Raw genomic sequence first — 20281 nt, 5'->3', positions numbered from 1 at the left:
TATATGAAAATACCATTCTTCATAGCTTCTGGAGATACCGATGGAGTTGCGCCATATCCGCTATTTTCTCGCCGTCGCCGAAGAGGGAAATTTCACCCGCGCCGCAGCAAAACTCGGCATCGGCCAGCCGCCACTCAGCCAACAGATCCGCGATCTTGAAAACGAGATCGGGGCGGCACTGTTTCATCGCGTCCCACATGGCGCGGAACTGACGGAGGCGGGGAGCGCCTTTTTGCCGGAGGGTCGCGCTGCCATCGCGGCCGCCGAGAAGGCGAAGCTCGCCGCCCAGCGCGCCACCCGAGGCGAGACCGGTCGGCTGGCGCTCGGTTTCACGGCGTCCTCAGCCTTCAACACGGCGGTCAGCGGCACGATCCGTCGCTTTCGCGGGCAGTGGCCAGAGGTGAGCCTCTCCTTGACCGAGATGAACAGCAACTGGCTGATGGAGAAACTGCTGCGTGAGGAAATCGACGTTGCCTTCATCAGGCCCGGCCTGGAGGATCCGAAGAACGTCACGCTGAAACGCCTGGCGGATGAGCCGATGCTGATTGCCTTGCCGGCGCACCACCCGCTTGCGAAATACGAGAAGGTGCCCGTGTCGGCGCTTGCCGGCGAGCCGTTCATTCTGTTTCCGCGGACGGTTGGCCTCAGTCTCTATGATGATATCGTGCGTGGCTGCCGCGATGCCGGTTTCGAGCTTGTCGTGACGCAGGAGGCGCCGCAGATCCCATCCGTCGTCAATCTGGTCGCCGCCGATCTCGGCGTATCGATTGTGCCAGCCTCGATTGCCCACCTGACACTCGACGGGGTCGCCTATCGCCAGATCGAGGGACCGCCGCTGGTGGCGCGTCTCGGGCTTGCGATGCTGAAGGCGCAGCGGTCGCGCGTTGCCGCAAACATGATGAGCCTCGTCTGATCAGCCGGCAGGATCCCAATAGGGCGGATCGCCGAAGGTCTTGCGCAGGTGGTCGGCGACAGCGCGCAGCTTGGCGGACGGATTGCGCCCCTCCGGATGCGCCATGTAGATGAACTCGGCTTCCGGCCTGTAGCCGACATCGATCTCCTGCAGCTGTCCCGCACTGATCGCAGGCCCGGCAATGAAGGCTGGCAGAAGCGCGATACCGAGACCCGCAGCCGCGGCATCGCGGATCATGTCTCCATTGTTCATGCCGACGGCCTGGCTTGCCCGCACGACGATGGCTCCATCCGGCGTCTGGAACCGCCAGTCCGCAACGCCCCGGTTGGTGTAGAAGATGCCTTTATGGCCATCGAGATCGGCAAGGGTCTTCGGCACACCATGGCGGCTGAGATAATCCGGTGACGCGACCAAAAGCCGACGGCTGCGACTGAGTTTCCACACGACCAACCGGGAGTCGACGATCGGACCGTGCCGGACCACGGCATCATACCCTTCCGAGGAGACATCGACGCGGCGGTCGTCGATGTCGAGCACCAGTCGGATTTCCGGATGCGCGGCCAGAAACGGGTATAGCGCGGGGCCAAGATGCATGCGCCCGAAGGTAACGGGGGCGGCAATGCGCAGCGGGCCGGACAACGTGCCTCGGCGCACCGCCATCTCGGCGGTGGCTTCCTCGATTTCCTGAACGATCCGCGTCGCGCGCTCCAGAAAGGCCGTGCCGTCTTCTGTCAAAGTGAGTTTTCGCGTGGTGCGATGCAGAAGCACACCGCCAAGCGACTTTTCAAGCTCCGCAAGCCTCTCGCTGACGACAGACTTCGATAGGCGCAGGCGTCGGGCAGCCTCGCTGACCGAGCCGGATTCCACGATCGCCACGAAGGACGTTATTCCCTCAACCCTGATCATCGTTCGGCAAATCCGAATTCGAGTTCCACCATTTGGAGGCTAACCCGAACGAAAAGAAAATGCCATCTTCTGCCCATCGAAAGGGACGGCAATCGCCATCCCAACCCCCATACTGGAGATGCAACAATGAACCGCTTGAATGGAAAAGTCGCCATCGTCACTGGCGCAAGTGCCGGCATCGGTCGCGCAACGGCAAAGCTCTTTGCGGCCGAAGGCGCCAAGGTCGTCGTCGGCGCCCGCCGCCAGGCTGAACTCGAAAGCCTGGTCGCAGAGATCAAGGCAGCCGGCGGATATGCCGTTGCTGTTGCCGGCGACGTCCGCTCGGAAGACTATCACAAGGCGCTGGTCGCCACCGCCGTCGAGCGCTACGGTAAGCTCGACATTGCCTTCAACAATGCCGGCATCATTGGCGAAGCCGGCCCGAGCACCGGTGTTTCCGAGGCCGGTTTCACCGAAGCGCTGACGATCAACCTGACGGCCTCCTTCCTGGCTGCCAAGCATCAGATCGCGCAGATGGAAAAGGATGGCGGCGGCTCCGTCATCTTCACCTCGACTTTCGTCGGCTACAGCTTCGCCTTTCCCGGCGTTGCCGCTTATGCCGCCAGCAAATCCGGCCTTATTGGCCTGACGCAGGCGCTCGCCGCCGAATTCGGCCCGAAGAACGTGCGCGTAAACGCGGTTCTGCCGGGTGCGGTCGATACCGACATGTATCGCGAGATGAACGACACTGAGGGCAAGCAGAGCTTCATCACCAACCTGCATGCGCTGAAGCGTGTCGCAGCGCCTGAGGAACTTGCGCGCTCCGTACTCTACCTCGCATCCGACGACTCGAGCTTCGTCACCGGTACGGCCTCGTTGGTCGATGGTGGCGCATCGATCACCCGGACCTGATCCTGCGTTCGACTATCCGCTCTGACTGGACAAGCTTTCCGGAAAAGAGCGGATTATCGCGACGGCATTTTCATCACATCATCCAAGGCAGCAACGGGCGCTCGCCCAACGGGAACACAGGAACTCACGACAATGGCACGCTTACAGAACAAGACAGCCCTGATCACCGGCGGCACCAGCGGCATCGGCCTCGAAACCGCCCGTCAATTCATCGCCGAAGGCGCTCGCGTTGCCATCACCGGCAGCAGCGAAAAGAGCGTCGCGGCGGCCCGTGCCGAATTTGGCGACAAGGCGTTGGTCATCCAGGCGGATGCCGGCAACGCAGCCGGCCAGAAGGTCGTCGCCGGCGCGATCAAGGAGAGCTTCGGGCATCTCGACATTCTTTTCGTCAACGCCGGCGTGGCGGAGTTCGGTGCGCTCGAACAATGGAGCGAGGAAGCCTTCGACAGGTCGGTCGCGATCAACGTCAAGGGACCTTTCTTTCTGATCCAGGCCCTTCTGCCGCTGTTTTCGAAGCAGGCTTCGATCGTTCTCAACACGTCGATCAATGCCCATATCGGCATGCCGAATTCGAGCGTCTACGCCCTAACCAAGGGCGCGCTGCTGACGCTTGCAAAGACGCTCTCCGGTGAACTGATCGGCCGCGGCATTCGCGTCAACGCCGTCAGCCCCGGGCCCATCGCGACACCGCTCTATGGCAAGCTCGGCATGTCGGAAACCGACACCAAGGCAAGGGCGGCACAGATCCCGGTCGGCCGGTTCGGCGATGCCGGCGAAGTCGCCAAAACCATCATCTTCCTCGCCTCCGACGAGGCTCCCTACATCGTCGGCAGTGAGCTCGTTATCGATGGCGGGATGAGTAACCTCTGAGGACCGAGACCCATCAGAGGATGCCTGAGAAGGCCGCGGACCCCTCTCCTCCGCGGCCTTTCCGTGTTCGTCAGCCGGCATCATGAGGACGACGGCGGGGAGGAGAAGCACCGGATCGCGGCCCGCACTTACGCCGAACGCTTCGTCCTGCTCCTGATATAGACCCAGTCCGCTGCCAGCATGACGACCAGCGACAGGCCAACGAGCGGGAAGAACACTCCGCAAACAGCGAGCATCGCGATCAGGCCGCGGACAACACGCTTGTCAGCAGGCATCGGCGGGACGCCGAGCGAGCCCGCTGGGCGTCGCTTCCACCACATAACGGCCGCCGAAACCGCAAGCAGGATGATCGCCGCGCAAGCGGCAAGCAGCACCAGTTGGTTCGCAAGCCCGAACTGCTGACCGAGATGAGTGTTGATGCCCCATTCGAGCGATTTGCCGAGCGGACCGTAGTCGGCATAGCTCATGTCGATCAGCGGCGTCCCGGAATATTGGTCGAGATGCACGACCCGCTGCTTGGAAAGATCGTCGGGATAGACCGATCCGGTAAACACCCCATCCGCTGTGGTTGGTATGTTGACGGCGTAACCCCGATGCAGGCCAAGACGATCAAAGGTGGCTACGGCGTCATCGAGGCCAATCGCCTGTGCATGATGGGCGTGCCCTGACGAGTGCGGTACTTGCGCCTGCTCCAGCGACCAGGATGTCTTGGCGACGTGGTCGAGATGCTCGTCGGACATAGGCACGGCAACCCGCACGCCCGCGGGATAGCCGAAGTTGTTGCCATTGGCCCATTCGTTGACCTTGCCGCCCCAGACCCCCGACCAAGGCATGCCTGTGATGGCCAGGAAGACGATGAAGAAGCCGACGAAGATACCGGTGACCGCATGAGTGTCCCGCCAGAAGACCCGCCGCTTAGGGGTGCCGCGAACGGAGAGAACACCGCCTGTCTGTAGGCGTGGCCACCAGAGGTAGACGCCGGTGGCAACCAACAGGATCGACCATCCGGCGGCGATCTCGATCAGCATACGCGCGTAGTTGCCGAAATATTTGAGGCTGTGGAGGTAGCGGATCGTCCACATGACAGTGCCGCGATCCGGCAACGCGCCCAGCACCTTAGCGGTATACGGATTGACGTAGACGGCAAGTTTGCCTTCCGCCTCGGTGCCGATGGTGACTTCGGCAGAGGCATCGCGCGTGGCAGGGTCGGTAAACTTGACTGCAATTCCGGGGTAAACAGCAAGGGCAGCAGCCACCATCGTGGAAGGTGCCGCGCGGTTTGCGCCTTGCTGCACTTCGACGCGCTTGAGTTCGGAATGGATCACCGCGTCAATCTCATCCTGGAACAGGTAGAGGCCGCCGGTGATCGCCAGCGTGATCATGAAGGGCAGGACAAGAAGGCCTGCGTAAAAATGCCAGCGCCAGACGGCGCGATAGAGGTCGGAGGCGGAGCGCGCGGAGGCGCTGACGCTCTCGCGACCGATGGTAAGATCGGACATGGAGGACTCCCAACGTAGGAAAATCGAACCTCGGCGTGACGCGCGCGAGGTCGAGCGATGACGTCAGGCAGTAATGGGAGGTGCTCGCGGTTCAGCGATCCGCCCGCGTAAAGCGGGCGAAACGTCAGCATCGGTTCGGATCGCTGCGTCGATTGCAGTTTCGACTGCGACGTAGAGGACCGCCGCCTGCGCGGCGAGAACTGCCGGCATGGCAGCCGATGCCAGACGGCAGAGCGTGCCGCACGGGCACTCGGGCGCCTTCTTGGCCGGCAAGTTGCCATGTCCGGTATCGTCGATGGAACCGTGTCCGCTTGAAGAGCAGATGATTGCGAAGGGATCGACGGCGGACGCCGCCATGGAACCCTGCACAGTGCCGCTCAGCAGTCCTTGGATCAGGAATAGACAGGCGACCAGCAGCGCGACGGCGCTGGCCGATACCCGATCCCGCAAGATGCTTCGCATGGTCCCCATGCTTCGCTCCATGCCACAAGAGGGCAGCATTGTCACTGCGACCAACGCGCTTCCGGTGCCGATTGCTTATTATTCCCCAAAGGCTTAGGGTTTGATGCAATCAGATAATCGATGGGAAAAGCCATGGTTCTCAGCGGCAAACGCATCCTCCTCATCATTTCAGGCGGGATCGCGGCCTATAAAAGCCTGGACTTGATCCGACGGCTCAGGGAGCGGGGTGCGTCCGTGCGACCGCTGATGACGACGGGGGCGCAGGAATTCGTGACGCCGCTTGCCGTCGGCGCGCTCGCCGCCGATCATGTGTTCACCGATCTTTTCTCCCGCCAGGACGAGCAGGATGTCGGCCATATCCGGCTGGCGCGCGATTGCGACCTCGTGCTGATTGCGCCGGCGACGGCGGACCTGCTCGCCAAGATGGCGAATGGGCTTGCGGACGACCTTGCCTCGACGGTGCTGCTTGCGACCGACCGTCCGGTACTCGCCGCCCCCGCCATGAACCCGCACATGTGGGCGCATCCGGCAACCAAGCGCAACGTCGAGACCCTGCGCGGCGACCATATCCGTTTTATCGGACCGATGTCAGGCGAGATGGCGGAGAGCCGCGAAGCGGGCGTCGGCCGGATGGCTGAGCCGCTCGAGATCGTCGCGGCCGCGGAAGCGCTGCTCAACGATGGACCGAGGCCGCTTAGCGGCCGCAAGGCGATCGTCACCTCGGGGCCGACTCATGAGCCGATCGACCCTGTGCGCTACATCGCCAATCGCTCTTCCGGCCGTCAGGGGCACGCGATTGCCGCCGCCCTCTCCGCCCTTGGGGCAGATGTGACACTCGTTTCCGGGCCAGTCTCGGTCCCTGATCCCATGGGTGTGAAGGTCATTCACGTCGAGCGCGCAGACCAGATGCGCGACGCCGTTCTCGCCGCGCTTCCCGTCGATGTCGCGGTGATGGTTGCGGCCGTCGCCGACTGGCGTGTTGCCTCGGCCGCCGACCAGAAGATCAAGAAGCATCCGGGCGAATCCATCCCGACGCTCGCGCTGACTGAAAATCCCGATATTCTGAAGACCGTCGGTCATCACACGCTGCGGCCGAAGCTGGTGATCGGCTTTGCGGCGGAGACCCAGGATGTCGAGAGCAACGCCATGGCGAAACTCGAACGCAAGGGGGCTGACATCATCGTCGCCAACGACGTTTCGCCCGCAACCGGCATCATGGGCGGCGTTCGCAACAGGGTGAAGATCGTCGCTCACAGCGGCATCGAACAGTGGCCAGACCTTGCGAAGGAAGAGGTTGCGACGAAGCTCGCGGCGATGATCGCCGAACGGCTCAAGTAGTAATCGCGACCGGGGCGGTCTTTGCCACGGCCAGCGCCGGACGAAACGGTGCGATATCGAGGCCAATGTCGGCAAGCGTAACGGCACTGCCATCCGGGATCTCCGCCCAGGCATCGACATCGTCGTTGAGCGGCTCGGACACCAGGCAATAGCCCCTGCCGACAGGAGACGCGTAGAGCGTCGGCGCCTTGCGGTCGGTCGCATAACGGATCGCATAGAGTAACTTGCCATCGGAAAAGGCGGCCGTGTAGCGCACCAAGACTGAACCCAGGACGTTTTCGGCAAGGCCCTCTACGAAGCGTATCATCTCCGCCATGGCTGCCATCGGCGTCTGGCGCAGGCCAAACTGCAGGGCGAGCAGGAACATCAGTTCGGAATCGGTGGTCCCGCCGCGCGCGTTGAAAAGCTCATCGTCTAGCATGGCCTCCATGGGACGGCGCAGCCGTTCGAAGCCTGAGATCTGGCCGTTGTGCATGAAGGACCAGTTGCCGAAGGTGAAGGGATGGCAGTTGTCGCGCCGCGTGCCGCCGCCGGTGGCGGCCCGCACATGCGCCAAGAACAACGGCGACCGGATCTGCCGCGCAAGGCTCTTCAGGTTGCAGTCGGACCAAGCCGGCAAGGTATCGCGGTAGCGCCCTGGCTCCAGCCGGTCGCCATACCAGGCGATGCCGAAGCCGTCGCCATTGGTGGGGGTTTTGGCGCGGGTGGCGCAATGCGACTGCTCGATCAAGGAGTGCGCGGGCGAGGACACCAGTTCCTCCAGATAGAGGGGGTCTCCACGATAGGCTGCCCAGCGACACATGCTCTTTCCACTCCCGAGCCCGCCCTGAGGCGGGAGAATGCCGAAACGCGACAGTGATTGTCGAATCCGATGGTTAATAAGACCTGAACGGCCTCGTGGCTTGCAAGCAGAAGATGACAAATTTCCGGCGGCGGACGCGATCACATTGCGCAATGGCGCATCTTCTTTTGTGAACAGTGCGTTGCCGGGCAGGCTGATTTCGCGGATGCCGGTCAGGCGGCTATAGTCCCGGGCAAGTTGAACCCTTCGAGAGGATGCCATGTCGATCCGTCCCGTAAAGCATATGAGCACTGCAACTCCGACGATAGAGGGCGCCGGCGTGAAGCTGCATCGCGTCTTCGGCTTCGGGGATCCGTCAATGACCGACCCGTTCCTTATGATGGACGATTTCCGCAATGACAATCCGGCCGAATACATCCGTGGCTTTCCGTGGCATCCGCATCGCGGCATCGAGACGATCACGTACGTGCTCGCCGGCACGGTCGAGCACGGCGACAGCCTCGGCAATCGCGGCCTGCTCGGCGCCGGCGACATCCAGTGGATGACGGCCGGCAGCGGCATCATGCACCAGGAAATGCCGAAGGGCGATTTCGCCGGACGGATGCACGGCTTCCAGCTTTGGGCCAACCTGCCCTCGTCGCTAAAGATGACGGCGCCACGCTATCAGGACGTCAAATCAGCCGACATTCCTGTCGTGGTCGACGACGACGGCACTGCCGTACGCGTTATCTGCGGCGACTTTTGGGGCAAGGCGGGCCCGGTTGACGGCGTGGCTGCCGAACCGATCTATCTCGACGTCTCGGTGCCGCCGGGCAAGAAGAAGCGCCTGCCCGTCGACACCTATCGCAACGCCTTTGCCTATATCTTCGTAGGCTCCGGCACGTTCCGCGACGCCTCCAAGCCGTTTGGCGTCCGCGTCGAGAAGGAGGTCAACGGGGAGGAGTTGAACATTCGCGATATGTCCGGCAACCGCACGCTCGTCGTCTTCGACAGCGGTGATGAAGTGACCGTGCAGGCCGGCGACGAAGGCATCCGCTTTCTGCTCGTTTCGGGCAAGCCAATCGAGGAGCCGGTCGCCTGGCATGGGCCGATCGTCATGAACTCGCGAAAGGAGATCATGCAGGCGATGCGGGAACTGCAGAACGGCACCTTCATCAAGGCCGCACATTGAGCCGGCTTATCCACAGGCGCTACCACTAAATCTGTATATCGACACAACGAAACAACATTTCATTGTAAACGTTGGCGTATTCCCGACAGCGAGGAAATGAAATCGGGCATTCCTGAAGATGTGGCAGCGACTCGGCCGAGGTTTTTTCTTGCATCGCGGACGAATCATCCTACCTTCTTTCCATCGACAACAGAACGAAAGGAAGGTGATCCAATGTCTAATGAGATTTCAGACCTCGTAAAAGGCATGGAAGTGGTGATGAAAGCGAGGCAGCCCTCGCTCTAAGCCCCACCTTCCTAGGATCGCTTTGACGGTCCGGCCATTTACAGGCCAGAACTCATGGAAAGGGTCGCCTCGAGCGGCCCTTTTCATTTTCCATCACAGGATTGACGACGCCCACGATCTTGGCGTATTCGTAAAGTCATCAAATGACTTTACGAATACCGACGATGCAACCACTCGCAAAAACGAAGCTTGCCGACACGGCCATCGAGGCAATCCGCGCCGAGATATTGGGTAAGCGTTGGGCCGTTGGGGAAAAACTGCCCAACGAGGCAACGCTGTCGTCCATGCTCTCCGTCAGCCGCGGCACCATACGGGAAGCCGTCCGCGTGCTGGTGTCGCAGGGCCTTCTCGAAACCAGGCAGGGCTCCGGAACCTACGTGCTGTCTACCACCGATACGAGGCTGCCGCTCACCATGGCGCGTCGTGCCGGTCTGCGTGATCTCTTCGAGGCCCGGTGTGCACTCGATGTCGAGGCGGCGCGGCTGGCCGCGGTACGACAAACTCCGCAAACCATTGCGGAATTGAGGGCGCTTCTCGCCAAGCGGGGCAATTTCGAAGGCGGCGACAAAAGCGGCTTCGTCGAACGCGACCTTGCCTTCCACCAAGCCGTCATTGCGGCTTCCGGCAACCGCGCGATGGTTGAGATCTATCAGTTCTTCTCCGCCTCGATCGCCGAAACGATCGCGGCGACTTTGGACAATGAGATTCCCGAGCCTGATCTGCAGGCGCATACCGACATCATCGACGCGATCGCCACCGGCGATCCGCAACAGGCCGACGCGGCCGTTCGCCGCTTCATGGCTCCCATCATCAGCGCTCTCGACCGGATGCTCCATTCATGACCACCCCCCTTCAGGACTCCGCGGAGGTCTACGACCTCGCGGACGAGCAACTTATCGATGCCGAAGCCGATAGCGTTCCCCAACCACAACCCCCAGTGGGCAGCAGTGCAGCGGCACGCTTCCTTCTCGGGATTAGTCTCGTCCTGATCGCCTTCAATCTGCGGCCGGTCTTCTCCAGCGCCTCCGCGCTGCTGCCCGAAATCAAGACGGAACTCGGCCTCTCGTCGCTCGGCGCCAGCTTGCTGACCACCCTGCCCGTCGTCTGCCTCGGTGCTTTTTCGCCAGTGGCGCCGCGGCTTGCCCAACGAATCGGAGCAGAGCGTACGCTTCTGGGGGTACTCATCCTGCTGGCCCTCGGGACAGCGCTCCGGGGCCTTTCATCCGTTCCGCTACTGTTTATCGGCACCGCGCTCGCCGGCGCTTCCATTGCTGTCGGCAACGTGCTGCTGCCTGGCTTGGTCAAGCGTGACTTTGCCGATCGCGCCGCGCTGATGACCGGCTTCTACACGATGGCGCTCTGCGCGGGCGCGGCAAGTGCTGCGGGCTTCACGTTGCCGCTCGAGCACGTTCTCGGCGACTCGCTCTCCAGCGCACTGGCCGCCTGGGGGCTGCCCGCGCTGATCGTCGGGATCATCTGGTTGCCGCAAGTGCTGTCCACCAAGAGCCAGGTCAAGCGCAGCGGCTTTTCCGTCCAAGGACTCTGGCGAGACCGGCTGGCATGGCAGGTCACGCTCTTCATGGGCCTGCAGTCTGCTCTGGCTTATTGCGTATTCGGCTGGCTCGTTCCCATCCTGCGCGAGCGCGGCGTTGACGGTGTCACCGCGGGAGCGATCGTTTCGGTATCGGTGATGGTTCAGGCCGCGGCTTGCCTTGTAGCTCCGCAGATCGCCGTGAGGGGCAAGGATCAGCGACTGATCAACGCGTCGCTCTGTGCCGTCGCCGTCGTCGCCTTGCTCGGCCTACTGTTTGCGCCGCTCTCGACGATCTGGGTCTGGGCCGTGCTGCAGGGCATCGGCCAGGGCGGCCTGATCGCCGTCGCCATGACGACAATCGTGCTGCGCTCCCGCGATCCGCATGTGGCGGCCCATCTTTCCGGCATGGCGCAATGCGTGGGCTACCTGCTTGCGGCGATTGGCCCGCTGGTCGTCGGGCTCATCCGCGGCTGGACCGGCAGCTTTGCGTGGTCGGCCGTGCTTTTCGTCGCGCTTGGCGCCGGGGCTGCGATCAACGGCTGGAACGCCGGCCGCGCGGAATATGTGAATGCGCAGACGATCGAAAAAATGGACTAACGCCCCCCTCACCATCTGTTGATTTCTCCCGCCAGACGGCGATGTTTAGGTTACGCCTCCAATACCGCTTCCGTCGGAGGACAAGTTTTGCGTTTCCTATCCGCCATCCTGCTTGCAACAGCCTTGCTGGCGCCACTCGCACCCGCCATGTCGCAGGAGGGTCGAGGCGAACCTGCCACACGGGCCTCATCGAGCGACGGCGTACTGAAGCTGCTGCCGGAGGACTCGGTCACCCAACACGCACTGAAGATCGGCGACCGGACGCTCGACTATGTGGCCACGGCCGGAACGCTTGATCTCTTCGCGCAAGACGGCACCAAAACAGGCGCTATATTCTACACGGCCTATGTCGCCAAGAAAGGCGCCCCCGACCGCCCGCTGACCTTTGCCTTCAATGGCGGCCCCGGTGCGGCGTCGGCATTCCTGCATCTCGGCCTGATGGGGCCGCGTATCCTGGACTTCGGCCCGAAAGGCGACGATGGGGCCGCCGCGAAGTTGGTCGACAACCCGCACACCTGGCTCGACTTTACTGATCTTGTTTTCATCGATCCGATCGGAACTGGCTGGAGCCGGACCGCCAAGGCCGACGACGCCTCCAAATACTACAACGTCAATTCCGACGCAGAGAGCATCGCGAAGGCGATCGCTCTTTATGTCACTCACAACAATCGATCCGGTTCGCCCAAGTATCTTCTCGGCGAGAGCTATGGCGGCTTTCGCGCCGCCAAGGTGGCCGGCGCCCTGAAGGACAGCCAGGGCATTATCGTCTCGGGCGCGATCATGCTTTCGCCGCTGCTCGAGGGGCAACTGATGTTCAATGCTGATCAGTTTGCGCTCGGCGCGGCACTCGAATTCCCCTCGCTTGCAGCAGCGCACATGGACAGACGCAGCGCTTTCGATGAAGGGCAACAGCGCGATGCGGAGAAATTTGCGCTTGGCGACTATCTCACGACACTCGCCGGCCCGACGCCAACAGGCGAAGCCGCTAAGGCCTTTTACGAGAAAATTGCCGGCATGACCGGGATCCCCTCAGATGTCGTTGAGAAGAACCGTGGCTTCCTCGGAAATGCTTACGCCAAGCAATCAGAAGGGCAGGACGGGCGCGTTGTCAGCCCTTACGACGCGGCGTTCTCGACGCCCGATCCTTATCCGGAATCAGACTCCGATCGCGGCGACGACGCCATCCTCGACGGCTTCACCCGTGCCTATGGCGGGGCCTTCGCCGACTATGCGCGCAGTGAACTCGGATTCAAGACCGAGATGACCTATTCGCTGCTCGACAGCGATATCAATCGCAAGTGGGAATGGGGCGGGCGTGGCGGCGGTTCCATGCGGCAGGCGAGCGTTACCGACGATATCCGCCAGCTTCTCGCCTCCAATCCGAAATTCCGCCTGCTGATCGCCCATGGCTATAGCGATCTCGTGACGCCCTATGGGGTGAGCCGCTATGTTGTCGACCACCTGCCGGCGTCGCTTGCCGGCGAGCGCGTGGCGCTGAAGGTTTATCGTGGCGGCCACATGTTCTATACGCGGGCCGACCAGCGCGCTGCCTTCACCGCCGGTGCCAGGGCCTTCTTCGCCGGACGTTCCGCTGCAATGCCGGCTGAATGAACTGGTATCCAACGCGAAAACCTGAGATTTTCTCGCGTTTTACGCCAAAATGGGTTGCCTTCGGCCGATGCCGACATAGGTAAGTCACCATGTCATACCCCAGTAAGCCATTTCCTGCCACGATGCCGCAACCGGCCTCGGGGCAGACGGAATTGCTGAGCGCCCTTTCGTCCTCCCCTCAAGACTGCGCTCTTTTTCTCGATATCGATGGGACGGTGCTTGACCTGGCCGAGATGCCGGACGCGATTGTCGTGCCGCCGTCTTTGCCGGCGGCGCTTGACGCGGTCTCGCGAAGGCTTGGCGGTGCGCTTGCCTTGGTAACAGGGCGAGCGCTTGCCTATGCCGACGCGCTGTTTGCGCCATTTCGTTTTCCGATCGCCGGCTTACACGGCGCCGAACTCCGTCGACCTGATGGCAGCGTCGCGAAAGCCGAGACCACTGGCGCATTCGAAGCGATGAAAGCGGATCTTCGCAGGGCGGCTGAAAGCCTGGACGGTGTCATCGTGGAAGACAAAGGCGCCGCCGTTGCCGCTCACTATCGCCTTGTGCCGCAGAGGCAGGCAGAGGTGGAGCCGATCATGGAGGCGATGCTGTCCAAGGTAGGGCCCGACTGGACCTTGCAGCGCGGCAAGATGGTTCTCGAAATCCGACCGGCCAGCGCCGACAAAGGTCAGGCCATAGAGGCGTTTCTTTCGATGCCGCCATTTGCCGGCAGGCGTCCGATCACCATCGGTGACGACGTCACGGATGAGGCGATGTTCCGTGTCGCCAATCGCCAGGGCGGCCTCTCCGTTCGGGTCGGCTCGCCCTCCGACACCACCGCCGCCTTGACGCTGCCTTCGGCGTCGGCGGTGCGGGAACTGATCGCGCAGCTCGCCGTTTGATCCCAAGCACCAGGTGCTGCCCTCCCAGGAAAGGAATTTTCGTGTCCCGTCTCGTCATCGTTTCCAATCGCGTGCCAGCTCCCGTGAAGGAGGGCGCAGCCTCGGCCGGCGGACTGGCGGTGGCGCTGAAGGCGGCGCTGGAAGACCGCGGCGGTATCTGGATGGGTTGGTCCGGCAAGTCGAGCGAAAACAACGAGCCCGGCCCGCTCTCCCTGACGGAGGAAGGCAAGATCACCTATGCACTGACCGATCTCACCGGCAAGGACGTCGAGGAATACTACTTCGGCTTCGCCAATCGCGTGCTTTGGCCGATCTGTCACTATCGGCTGGACCTTGCGGAATACGGCCGCAAGGAGATGGCGGGATATTTCCGCGTCAATCGCTTCTTCGCGCATCGGCTGGCGCCGTTGCTCAAGCCTGACGACATCATCTGGGTACATGACTACCATCTGATTCCGCTGGCCGCGGAATTGCGGCAGATGGGCTTCAAGAACCGCATCGGCTTTTTCCTGCACATTCCCTGGCCGCCCGCCGATGTGCTCTACACCATGCCGGTTCACGAGGAGATCATGCACGGACTTGCGGCCTACGATCTTGTCGGCTTCCAGACGGACCACGATCTGGAGAACTTCGCCGGTTGCCTTCGCCGCGAGGATATGGGCGATGCCATCGGCGACGGCCGCTTCACGGCGAATGGTAAGGTCTTCAAGGGCGGAGCCTACGGCATCAGCATCGAGACGGCCGCCTTTGCCGAGTTCGCCAAGAGGGCCGGCAGCCATCACATGGTGCAGAGGGCGCGGCAGAGCATCAAGGACCGCGACCTGATCATCGGCGTCGATCGGCTGGATTACTCCAAGGGCATCACGCAGCGGCTGGATGCCTTCGAGCGCTTCGTCGTCAACAATCCGGCCCACCAGCGCAAGGTCACCTATCTCCAGATCACCCCGAAATCGCGGTCGGAGGTGCCGGAATACGAACAGATGCAACGCACCGTCGCGGAGCAGGCAGGCCGCGTCAACGGTGCCTTGGGAACCGTGGACTGGGTGCCGGTCCGCTATATCAACCGCTCCGTCAGCCGCCCAATCCTCGCCGGTCTCTATCGGCTCGCCAAAGTCGGACTGGTCACGCCGCTTCGCGACGGCATGAACCTCGTGGCAAAGGAATATGTCGCAGCGCAGGACCCGGAAGATCCCGGCGTTCTGGTGCTCTCCCGCTTTGCAGGCGCGGCGCGCGAATTGAAGAGCGGCGCGCTGCTGGTCAATCCCTATGATATCGAAGGAACGGCCAACGCGCTGGCGCGCGCCCTGAACATGCCGATGGAAGAGCGCCGCGAGCGCTGGCAGCGGATGATGGACTATCTGCTTGAGCACGACGTGTCGCGCTGGTGCGACGACTTCCTCAATGACCTGGCTGCCTGAGCGCGAGTTCAGACGATTCCCGCCTCTGCCATAAGCCATGCCGTGAGCAGATCGCTTTGAGCGTCGCGTGTTCGCGGCGGCAACAGCCAGTAACCCCGGTCCGGCGCCTCCAGCGTCGGGCCTGCGGTTCTCAGCATCCCCGACGCGAGCAGCGGATCGACGAGGCCCATCCATCCGATTGCAACGCCCTGCTCACCGATAGCGGCCTGCACGACCAGAGAGTATGTGTTGAAGCTCAGATCGCCCTGCCCCGCGTTAGGATTGCGACTGACCCCGAGTTGCGCGAAGTACCGCCGCCAATCGAACCAAGGCGAAGGCTCCGGCGCATCGAGATGGATCAGGCGTGCGCGGGCAAGGTCAGCCGGCGTGACGATAGCGCCATGGCGATCAAGGAAGCCCTGCGTACAGACGGGCGTGACCCTTTCCGGCAAGAGCAGAACGGCCTGGCGCTCGAACTCCGCGCGCGTACCAAAGACAACGGCAACGTCGCCGTCATCAGAGCGGCCGCCCTGCACTCGCTGCGTCGCGACAATCTGAATATCGACGTTCGGGTAAAGGGCGCGGAACGCATGCATGCGCGGAATCAGCCATAGCGCGGAAAACGCATAATCCGTGCGCAACCGGATGATCGGCCGATCTGCTTCGTTGCGGAATCGCCGCGCCAGTTCATCGATGTCGCTGACACTCTTTGCCACGACATCGAGGAGACGCTGGCCTTCCGGCGTCAACTCCACTCCCCGATGCTGCCGCTTCAACAGGCTGACGCCGAATTGCTCCTCCAAACGACGGATCTGATAGCTCACGGCCGGCTGAGTCAGGCCAAGAACACTTGCCGCCGCCGACAGGCTCCCAGTCTTGCCAATTTCCGCGAAGATGCGCATCCACCCAAGATCGAGACGACGGCTTTCCATAAAAATTCCTTAGAGGAGACGTCAAAAAATGCCTACTTCACAGGTCATGCGATATTGATAATCAATAAATCAAACAGATGGCAAACATGAGGGATTCTCGAACTCTAAGCAGTCGATGCCAACTAGAAGACCTCCGCAGACGCGGCTAAGTTCCCGCTCTCGCAAACTGAAGGACGATACGCATGGCGCGCCCGAATATTCTCATTCTGATGGTCGATCAGTTCAATGGCACGCTGTTTCCAGACGGACCGGCTGATTTTCTTCACGCGCCTCATCTGAAGGCCCTGGCAGCGCGTTCGGTGCGCTTCGCCAACACCTATACGGCAAGTCCGCTTTGCGCCCCGGCACGGGCATCCTTCATGTCCGGGCAGTTGCCGAGCCGGACTCGCGTTTATGACAATGCCGCCGAGTTTGCGTCCGATATCCCGACCTTCGCGCACCACCTGCGGGCGGCGGGCTATCATACCGCCCTGTCGGGAAAGATGCATTTCGTCGGCCCCGACCAGCTGCATGGCTTCGAGGAACGTCTGACGACCGACATCTATCCCGCCGATTTCGGCTGGACGCCTGACTACACCAAGCCCGGCGAGCGCATCGACTGGTGGTACCACAATCTCGGCTCGGTGACGGGCGCCGGCGTTGCAGAAATCACCAATCAGATGGAGTATGATGACGAGGTCGCCTACAACGCGACCCGCAAGCTCTACGACCTCTCGCGCCGTCACGACGACCGCCCCTGGTGCCTGACGGTGAGCTTCACGCATCCGCACGACCCCTATGTCGCGCGCCGCAAGTACTGGGACCTCTACGAGAATTCCCCAGCGCTGGATCCTGAGGTCGGCACAATTCCGTTCGACGAGCAGGATCCGCACTCGCAGCGTCTGTTGAAAGCCTGTGACTATGATGCCTTCGACATCACGCCGGAACAGATCCGGCGCGCGCGACAGGGCTACTTCGCCAGTATCTCCTACATCGACGACAAGATCGGCGAGATCCTTGACGTGCTCGAGCGCGGGCGGATGGCGGACAATACGATCGTTCTGTTCGTTTCCGACCACGGCGACATGCTTGGCGACCGCGGCCTCTGGTTCAAGATGTGCTTTTTCGACGGTTCATCGCGGGTGCCTCTGACGATCGCGGCGCTGGGCTGGACACCGGCCTCTATCCGGCAGCCTGTCTCGACGCTTGATGTGACCCCGACGCTGGCGGCACTGGCGGGCATCGACATTGCCAAGCTGGCGCCATGGACGGATGGCGAGGACCTGACGCCACTTGCAACAGGCACTGGCGGTCGTGGCCCGGTGCCCATGGAGTATGCCGCGGAAGGGTCGGAAGCGCCGCTCGTCTGCCTGCGGGATGGCCGCTTCAAGCTGACGCTCTGCGACAAGGACCCGCCGATGCTATTTGATCTGGAGGCGGACCCGAAAGAGCTGATCAACCTCGCCGGCGATACCGGGTATGCCGACGTCCTGGCGAAGCTCACAGCCCTGGCCGAGAAACGCTGGAACCTGCAGAATTTCGATGCCGCCGTGCGCGAAAGCCAGGCACGCCGCTGGGTGGTCTACGAAGCGTTGCGGAATGGGGCGTACTATCCTTGGGACTACCAGCCACTGCAGAAGGCGTCAGAGCGTTACATGCGCAACCACATGGATCTGAACGTACTAGAGGAAAGCCAGCGCTATCCGCGCGGCGAGTAGATTGCAGCAGCACACCTCAGCCACTACACTCCGCACGCAAAACAGGAGGCGTCGATGCAGATCAGTGCACGCAATCGCTTGAAGGGAAAGATCGTCGAGGTGAAGAAGGGTGCGACCACGGCGCACGTCCGGATCGATATCGGCGGCGGCTCCATCGTCACGGCCTCAATCACCAACGAAGCGGTCGACGAACTCGGGCTTGCCGCAGGCGGCGACGCCTATGCGGTCATCAAGGCCTCTGATGTCATGATCGCCGTCGACTGACCGTCAGGCTTTCCTGCAATAATGTACCACGTCGTCGCCGGTCTGGAAATCGCCAGGCTGCGGCGGCGCGATCGGCTTGAACAGCGTGCGATCGGGCTTCAGATCGAGAAGCGGTGTCCCGTCCAGGCAATCCATCCCCCGCACCAGCAAGACGCCGTCTTCGACCCCTTCCAGCTTGACGATCGAGGTACCGATCGGATTTGGCCGCACCGGCGAGCGAAGCGAAAACGTGCCATGGACTTTTCCGCTATTGGCGGGGCTTTGCAGAACAAGATCGCGCCGCGCCCGATCCAGCCAATAAAGTATTTCCAGCCGCTCGAAGGCTTCCACGCCCTGGAGAGCCTGTTTCCAAGGCTCGAATATCTCGATTTTGCAGAGCGGACCGTCGTGCCGCCCCTGGCGCGGTGTCTCCATGCGCGAGGTCCAGGGCGTCGAGATACGCCCGATGAACACTAGTTCAGCGTCGGTCGTCGGGGGCACTTCAACCGCGACCTCATTTTCCCTGATTTCATTCTCGCAACCCATGAACCGCTCCCTTTCGGAACGGCATCATGGCAGATCGTTGTATCCAATCCAATATCACGCCGCCTTGACGGCGTGATATTCCTTGAGGGCGGCCATCTTGATCGCCGGATAGCGCTCGGCCTCGTAACGCAGCGAGAAGCTGTCCTGCGCCAGGAACACCGGATCATGATCCAGATCCCGCGCGATATCGCCGCGACGCGCGGTGATGAACTTTTCGAGCTCCGCCGGCTGATCGGCCGAAATCCAGCGGCAGACGGAAAAGCGCGACATTTCAAAGGAAACCGGCAGGCCATATTCGGCCATCAGGCGCTCCTTCAGAACATCGAGCTGCAGGGCGCCGACAACGCCAACGATAGCCGGCGAACCATCTTCCGGCGAAAACAGCTGGACAACGCCTTCTTCAGCCATCTGTTGCAGCGCTTCCTTGAGCTTCTTCGCCTTCATGGCGTCTTCCAGACGTACGCGGCGCAGGATTTCCGGCGAGAAGTTCGGCACGCCCTGGAACACCAGCGACTCTCCTTCCGTCAGCGTATCGCCGATGCGCAGCGTGCCGTGGTTGGGAATGCCGACGACGTCGCCGGCGTAGGCCGTATCGGCCAGCTGGCGCTGCGAGGCGAAGAAGAACTGCGGCGCGGTGAGACCGAGCTGTTTGCCGGTACGCGACAGGCGAGCCTTCATGCCGCGCTCGAGCTTGCCGGAGCAGATGCGGGCAAAGGCGATGCGGTCGCGATGGTTCGGGTCCATGTTGGCCTGGATCTTGAAGACGAAGGCGGTCATCTTGTTGTCGGTCGCCTGCACGGTGCGGATATCGGCCACCTGGTCGCGCGGCGGCGGCGCAAACTCGCCGAGCGCGTCAATGAGGTCGCGAACGCCGAAATTGCGCAGCGCCGAACCAAAGAAAACCGGCGTCAGATGGCCTTCGAGGAAGGCCTTCTTGTCGAAGGGTTTGCAGGCCTCGATCGCCAGCGTCGTCTCCTCGACGAACGCGTCGCGCTCGTTTTCCGGCAAGCGATGGGCAACCATCTCGGGATCGGTGACCTTCGTCATGATCTCCTGCGTGTCGGCACCGCGCACCTCGTTCGTTGCGAGGTGATAGGAGCCGCAGAAGGTCTTCGACCGTCCGATCGGCCACGTCACCGGCGCGCAATCGAGCGCCAGCTTTTCCTCGACTTCATCCAGGATTTCGAACGGGTCGCGGCTTTCGCGGTCCATCTTGTTGATGAAGGTGATGATCGGAATGTCGCGCATGCGGCAGACTTCGAACAGCTTCAGCGTCCGCGGCTCGATACCTTTGGCGGCGTCTATCACCATGACCGCGGCATCGACGGCCGTCAGCGTGCGATAGGTGTCGTCGGCGAAGTCTTCGTGGCCGGGCGTATCGAGAATGTTGAAGACATTGTCCTTGTACTCGAACGTCATGACCGAGGTGACGACGGAAATGCCGCGCTCACGCTCGATCTTCATCCAGTCGGAGCGCGTCTGCATGCGATCCTTCTTTGCCTTGACTTCGCCGGCAAGCTGGATGGCGCCGCCGAACAGCAGCAGTTTTTCGGTGAGCGTGGTCTTACCCGCGTCCGGGTGCGCGATAATAGCGAATGTGCGGCGGCGGGAGACCGCCTCGGCGAGACTTTCGGCCATGATGTGAATCCTGTGGAATTGCGGCGTATCTAGCGATTAAAGCCCGGCATTGCAATTGACCTTGG

At 62.0% G+C, this 20281-nt stretch carries 19 protein-coding genes; 12 read left to right on the top strand and 7 right to left on the bottom strand.

The window, feature by feature from the left end; genetic code table 11:
* The first annotated feature begins 40 nt into the window (after positions 1-40).
* Positions 41-913 (top strand): LysR family transcriptional regulator, encoded by an 873-nt coding sequence (locus tag IB248_RS03240; protein ID WP_018855148.1) that lies wholly within the window; start codon positions 41-43, stop codon positions 911-913.
* Here the strand turns inward: IB248_RS03240 and IB248_RS03235 are convergent, their stop codons facing one another.
* Complete coding sequence (locus IB248_RS03235; protein WP_113470547.1) at positions 914-1819, bottom strand: LysR family transcriptional regulator; 906 nt, start codon at positions 1817-1819, stop codon at positions 914-916.
* 126 nt (positions 1820-1945) lie between these two features.
* On the opposite strand from IB248_RS03235, the gene IB248_RS03230 reads away from it, so the two are divergent.
* Together IB248_RS03230 and IB248_RS03225 are read left to right on the top strand one after the other, a co-directional pair.
* On the top strand, positions 1946-2710 hold the full coding sequence (locus IB248_RS03230) for an SDR family oxidoreductase (protein ID WP_192240302.1): 765 nt from the start codon (positions 1946-1948) through the stop codon (positions 2708-2710).
* A 132-nt stretch (positions 2711-2842) separates the two neighbouring features.
* Positions 2843-3580, top strand: a complete 738-nt coding sequence (locus IB248_RS03225) for an SDR family oxidoreductase (RefSeq protein ID WP_018855151.1) — start codon at positions 2843-2845, stop codon at positions 3578-3580.
* A 128-nt stretch (positions 3581-3708) separates the two neighbouring features.
* On the opposite strand, the gene IB248_RS03220 is transcribed toward IB248_RS03225, so the two are convergent.
* Positions 3709-5079 carry a PepSY domain-containing protein gene (locus tag IB248_RS03220; protein ID WP_192240301.1) on the bottom strand — a complete coding sequence of 457 codons (1371 nt, stop codon included), beginning with the start codon at positions 5077-5079 and terminating at the stop codon, positions 3709-3711.
* Between the two features lie 63 nt (positions 5080-5142).
* Positions 5143-5550 (bottom strand): DUF2946 family protein, encoded by a 408-nt coding sequence (locus IB248_RS03215; protein ID WP_192240300.1) that lies wholly within the window; start codon positions 5548-5550, stop codon positions 5143-5145.
* A 123-nt stretch (positions 5551-5673) separates the two neighbouring features.
* Here IB248_RS03215 and coaBC point away from each other — a divergent pair, with 123 nt between their 5' ends.
* On the top strand, positions 5674-6879 hold the full coding sequence (coaBC, locus tag IB248_RS03210) for a bifunctional phosphopantothenoylcysteine decarboxylase/phosphopantothenate--cysteine ligase CoaBC (RefSeq protein ID WP_192240299.1): 1206 nt from the start codon (positions 5674-5676) through the stop codon (positions 6877-6879).
* On the opposite strand, the gene IB248_RS03205 is transcribed toward coaBC, so the two are convergent.
* Positions 6872-7681, bottom strand: coding sequence for a class II glutamine amidotransferase (locus IB248_RS03205; protein WP_192240298.1), 810 nt, complete (start codon positions 7679-7681; stop codon positions 6872-6874). The two genes, coaBC and IB248_RS03205, sit on opposite strands and share 8 nt — an antisense overlap.
* 259 nt (positions 7682-7940) lie before the next feature.
* On the opposite strand from IB248_RS03205, the gene IB248_RS03200 reads away from it, so the two are divergent.
* The 6 genes from IB248_RS03200 (at position 7941) to otsA (ending at position 15181) form a co-directional block, all read left to right on the top strand.
* The gene (locus IB248_RS03200; RefSeq protein ID WP_192240297.1) at positions 7941-8852 is read left to right on the top strand and encodes a pirin family protein; all 912 of its coding nucleotides are present in this window, start codon (positions 7941-7943) and stop codon (positions 8850-8852) included.
* A gap of 449 nt (positions 8853-9301) precedes the next feature.
* The gene (locus IB248_RS03195; protein WP_192240296.1) at positions 9302-9979 is read left to right on the top strand and encodes a FadR/GntR family transcriptional regulator; all 678 of its coding nucleotides are present in this window, start codon (positions 9302-9304) and stop codon (positions 9977-9979) included.
* The gene (locus IB248_RS03190) at positions 9976-11268 is read left to right on the top strand and encodes an MFS transporter (protein ID WP_192240295.1); all 1293 of its coding nucleotides are present in this window, start codon (positions 9976-9978) and stop codon (positions 11266-11268) included. Before IB248_RS03195 ends, IB248_RS03190 begins: the two co-directional genes overlap by 4 nt.
* 147 nt (positions 11269-11415) lie before the next feature.
* Positions 11416-12879, top strand: coding sequence for a carboxypeptidase (locus tag IB248_RS03185; RefSeq protein ID WP_192240398.1), 1464 nt, complete (start codon positions 11416-11418; stop codon positions 12877-12879).
* An 89-nt stretch (positions 12880-12968) separates the two neighbouring features.
* Positions 12969-13763, top strand: coding sequence for a trehalose-phosphatase (gene otsB / locus IB248_RS03180; protein ID WP_026371517.1), 795 nt, complete (start codon positions 12969-12971; stop codon positions 13761-13763).
* 41 nt (positions 13764-13804) lie between these two features.
* The gene (otsA, locus tag IB248_RS03175) at positions 13805-15181 is read left to right on the top strand and encodes an alpha,alpha-trehalose-phosphate synthase (UDP-forming) (protein WP_192240294.1); all 1377 of its coding nucleotides are present in this window, start codon (positions 13805-13807) and stop codon (positions 15179-15181) included.
* Between the two features lie 8 nt (positions 15182-15189).
* On the opposite strand, the gene IB248_RS03170 is transcribed toward otsA, so the two are convergent.
* Positions 15190-16092: a LysR family transcriptional regulator gene (locus tag IB248_RS03170; RefSeq protein WP_192240293.1), complete on the bottom strand. Its 903-nt coding sequence runs from the start codon at positions 16090-16092 to the stop codon at positions 15190-15192.
* 182 nt (positions 16093-16274) lie between these two features.
* Between IB248_RS03170 and betC the strand changes: the two genes are divergently transcribed.
* Entirely contained in the window at positions 16275-17789 is a 1515-nt protein-coding gene (gene betC / locus IB248_RS03165) for a choline-sulfatase (protein WP_018855161.1), read from the top strand.
* 54 nt (positions 17790-17843) lie between these two features.
* The gene (locus IB248_RS03160) at positions 17844-18053 is read left to right on the top strand and encodes a TOBE domain-containing protein (RefSeq protein ID WP_018855162.1); all 210 of its coding nucleotides are present in this window, start codon (positions 17844-17846) and stop codon (positions 18051-18053) included.
* A 3-nt stretch (positions 18054-18056) separates the two neighbouring features.
* On the opposite strand, the gene tsaA is transcribed toward IB248_RS03160, so the two are convergent.
* Complete coding sequence (gene tsaA / locus IB248_RS03155) at positions 18057-18578, bottom strand: tRNA (N6-threonylcarbamoyladenosine(37)-N6)-methyltransferase TrmO (RefSeq protein ID WP_192240292.1); 522 nt, start codon at positions 18576-18578, stop codon at positions 18057-18059.
* A gap of 54 nt (positions 18579-18632) precedes the next feature.
* The gene (locus IB248_RS03150; RefSeq protein ID WP_018116811.1) at positions 18633-20216 is read right to left on the bottom strand and encodes a peptide chain release factor 3; all 1584 of its coding nucleotides are present in this window, start codon (positions 20214-20216) and stop codon (positions 18633-18635) included.
* Positions 20217-20281 lie beyond the last annotated feature (65 nt).

It is taken from the genome of Rhizobium sp. RHZ01, from assembly GCF_014851595.1.
GTDB lineage: Bacteria > Pseudomonadota > Alphaproteobacteria > Rhizobiales > Rhizobiaceae > Rhizobium > Rhizobium altiplani.
Note: the sequence above shows the minus strand (reverse complement) of the source record. Positions and strands in the feature narration are given on the sequence as shown.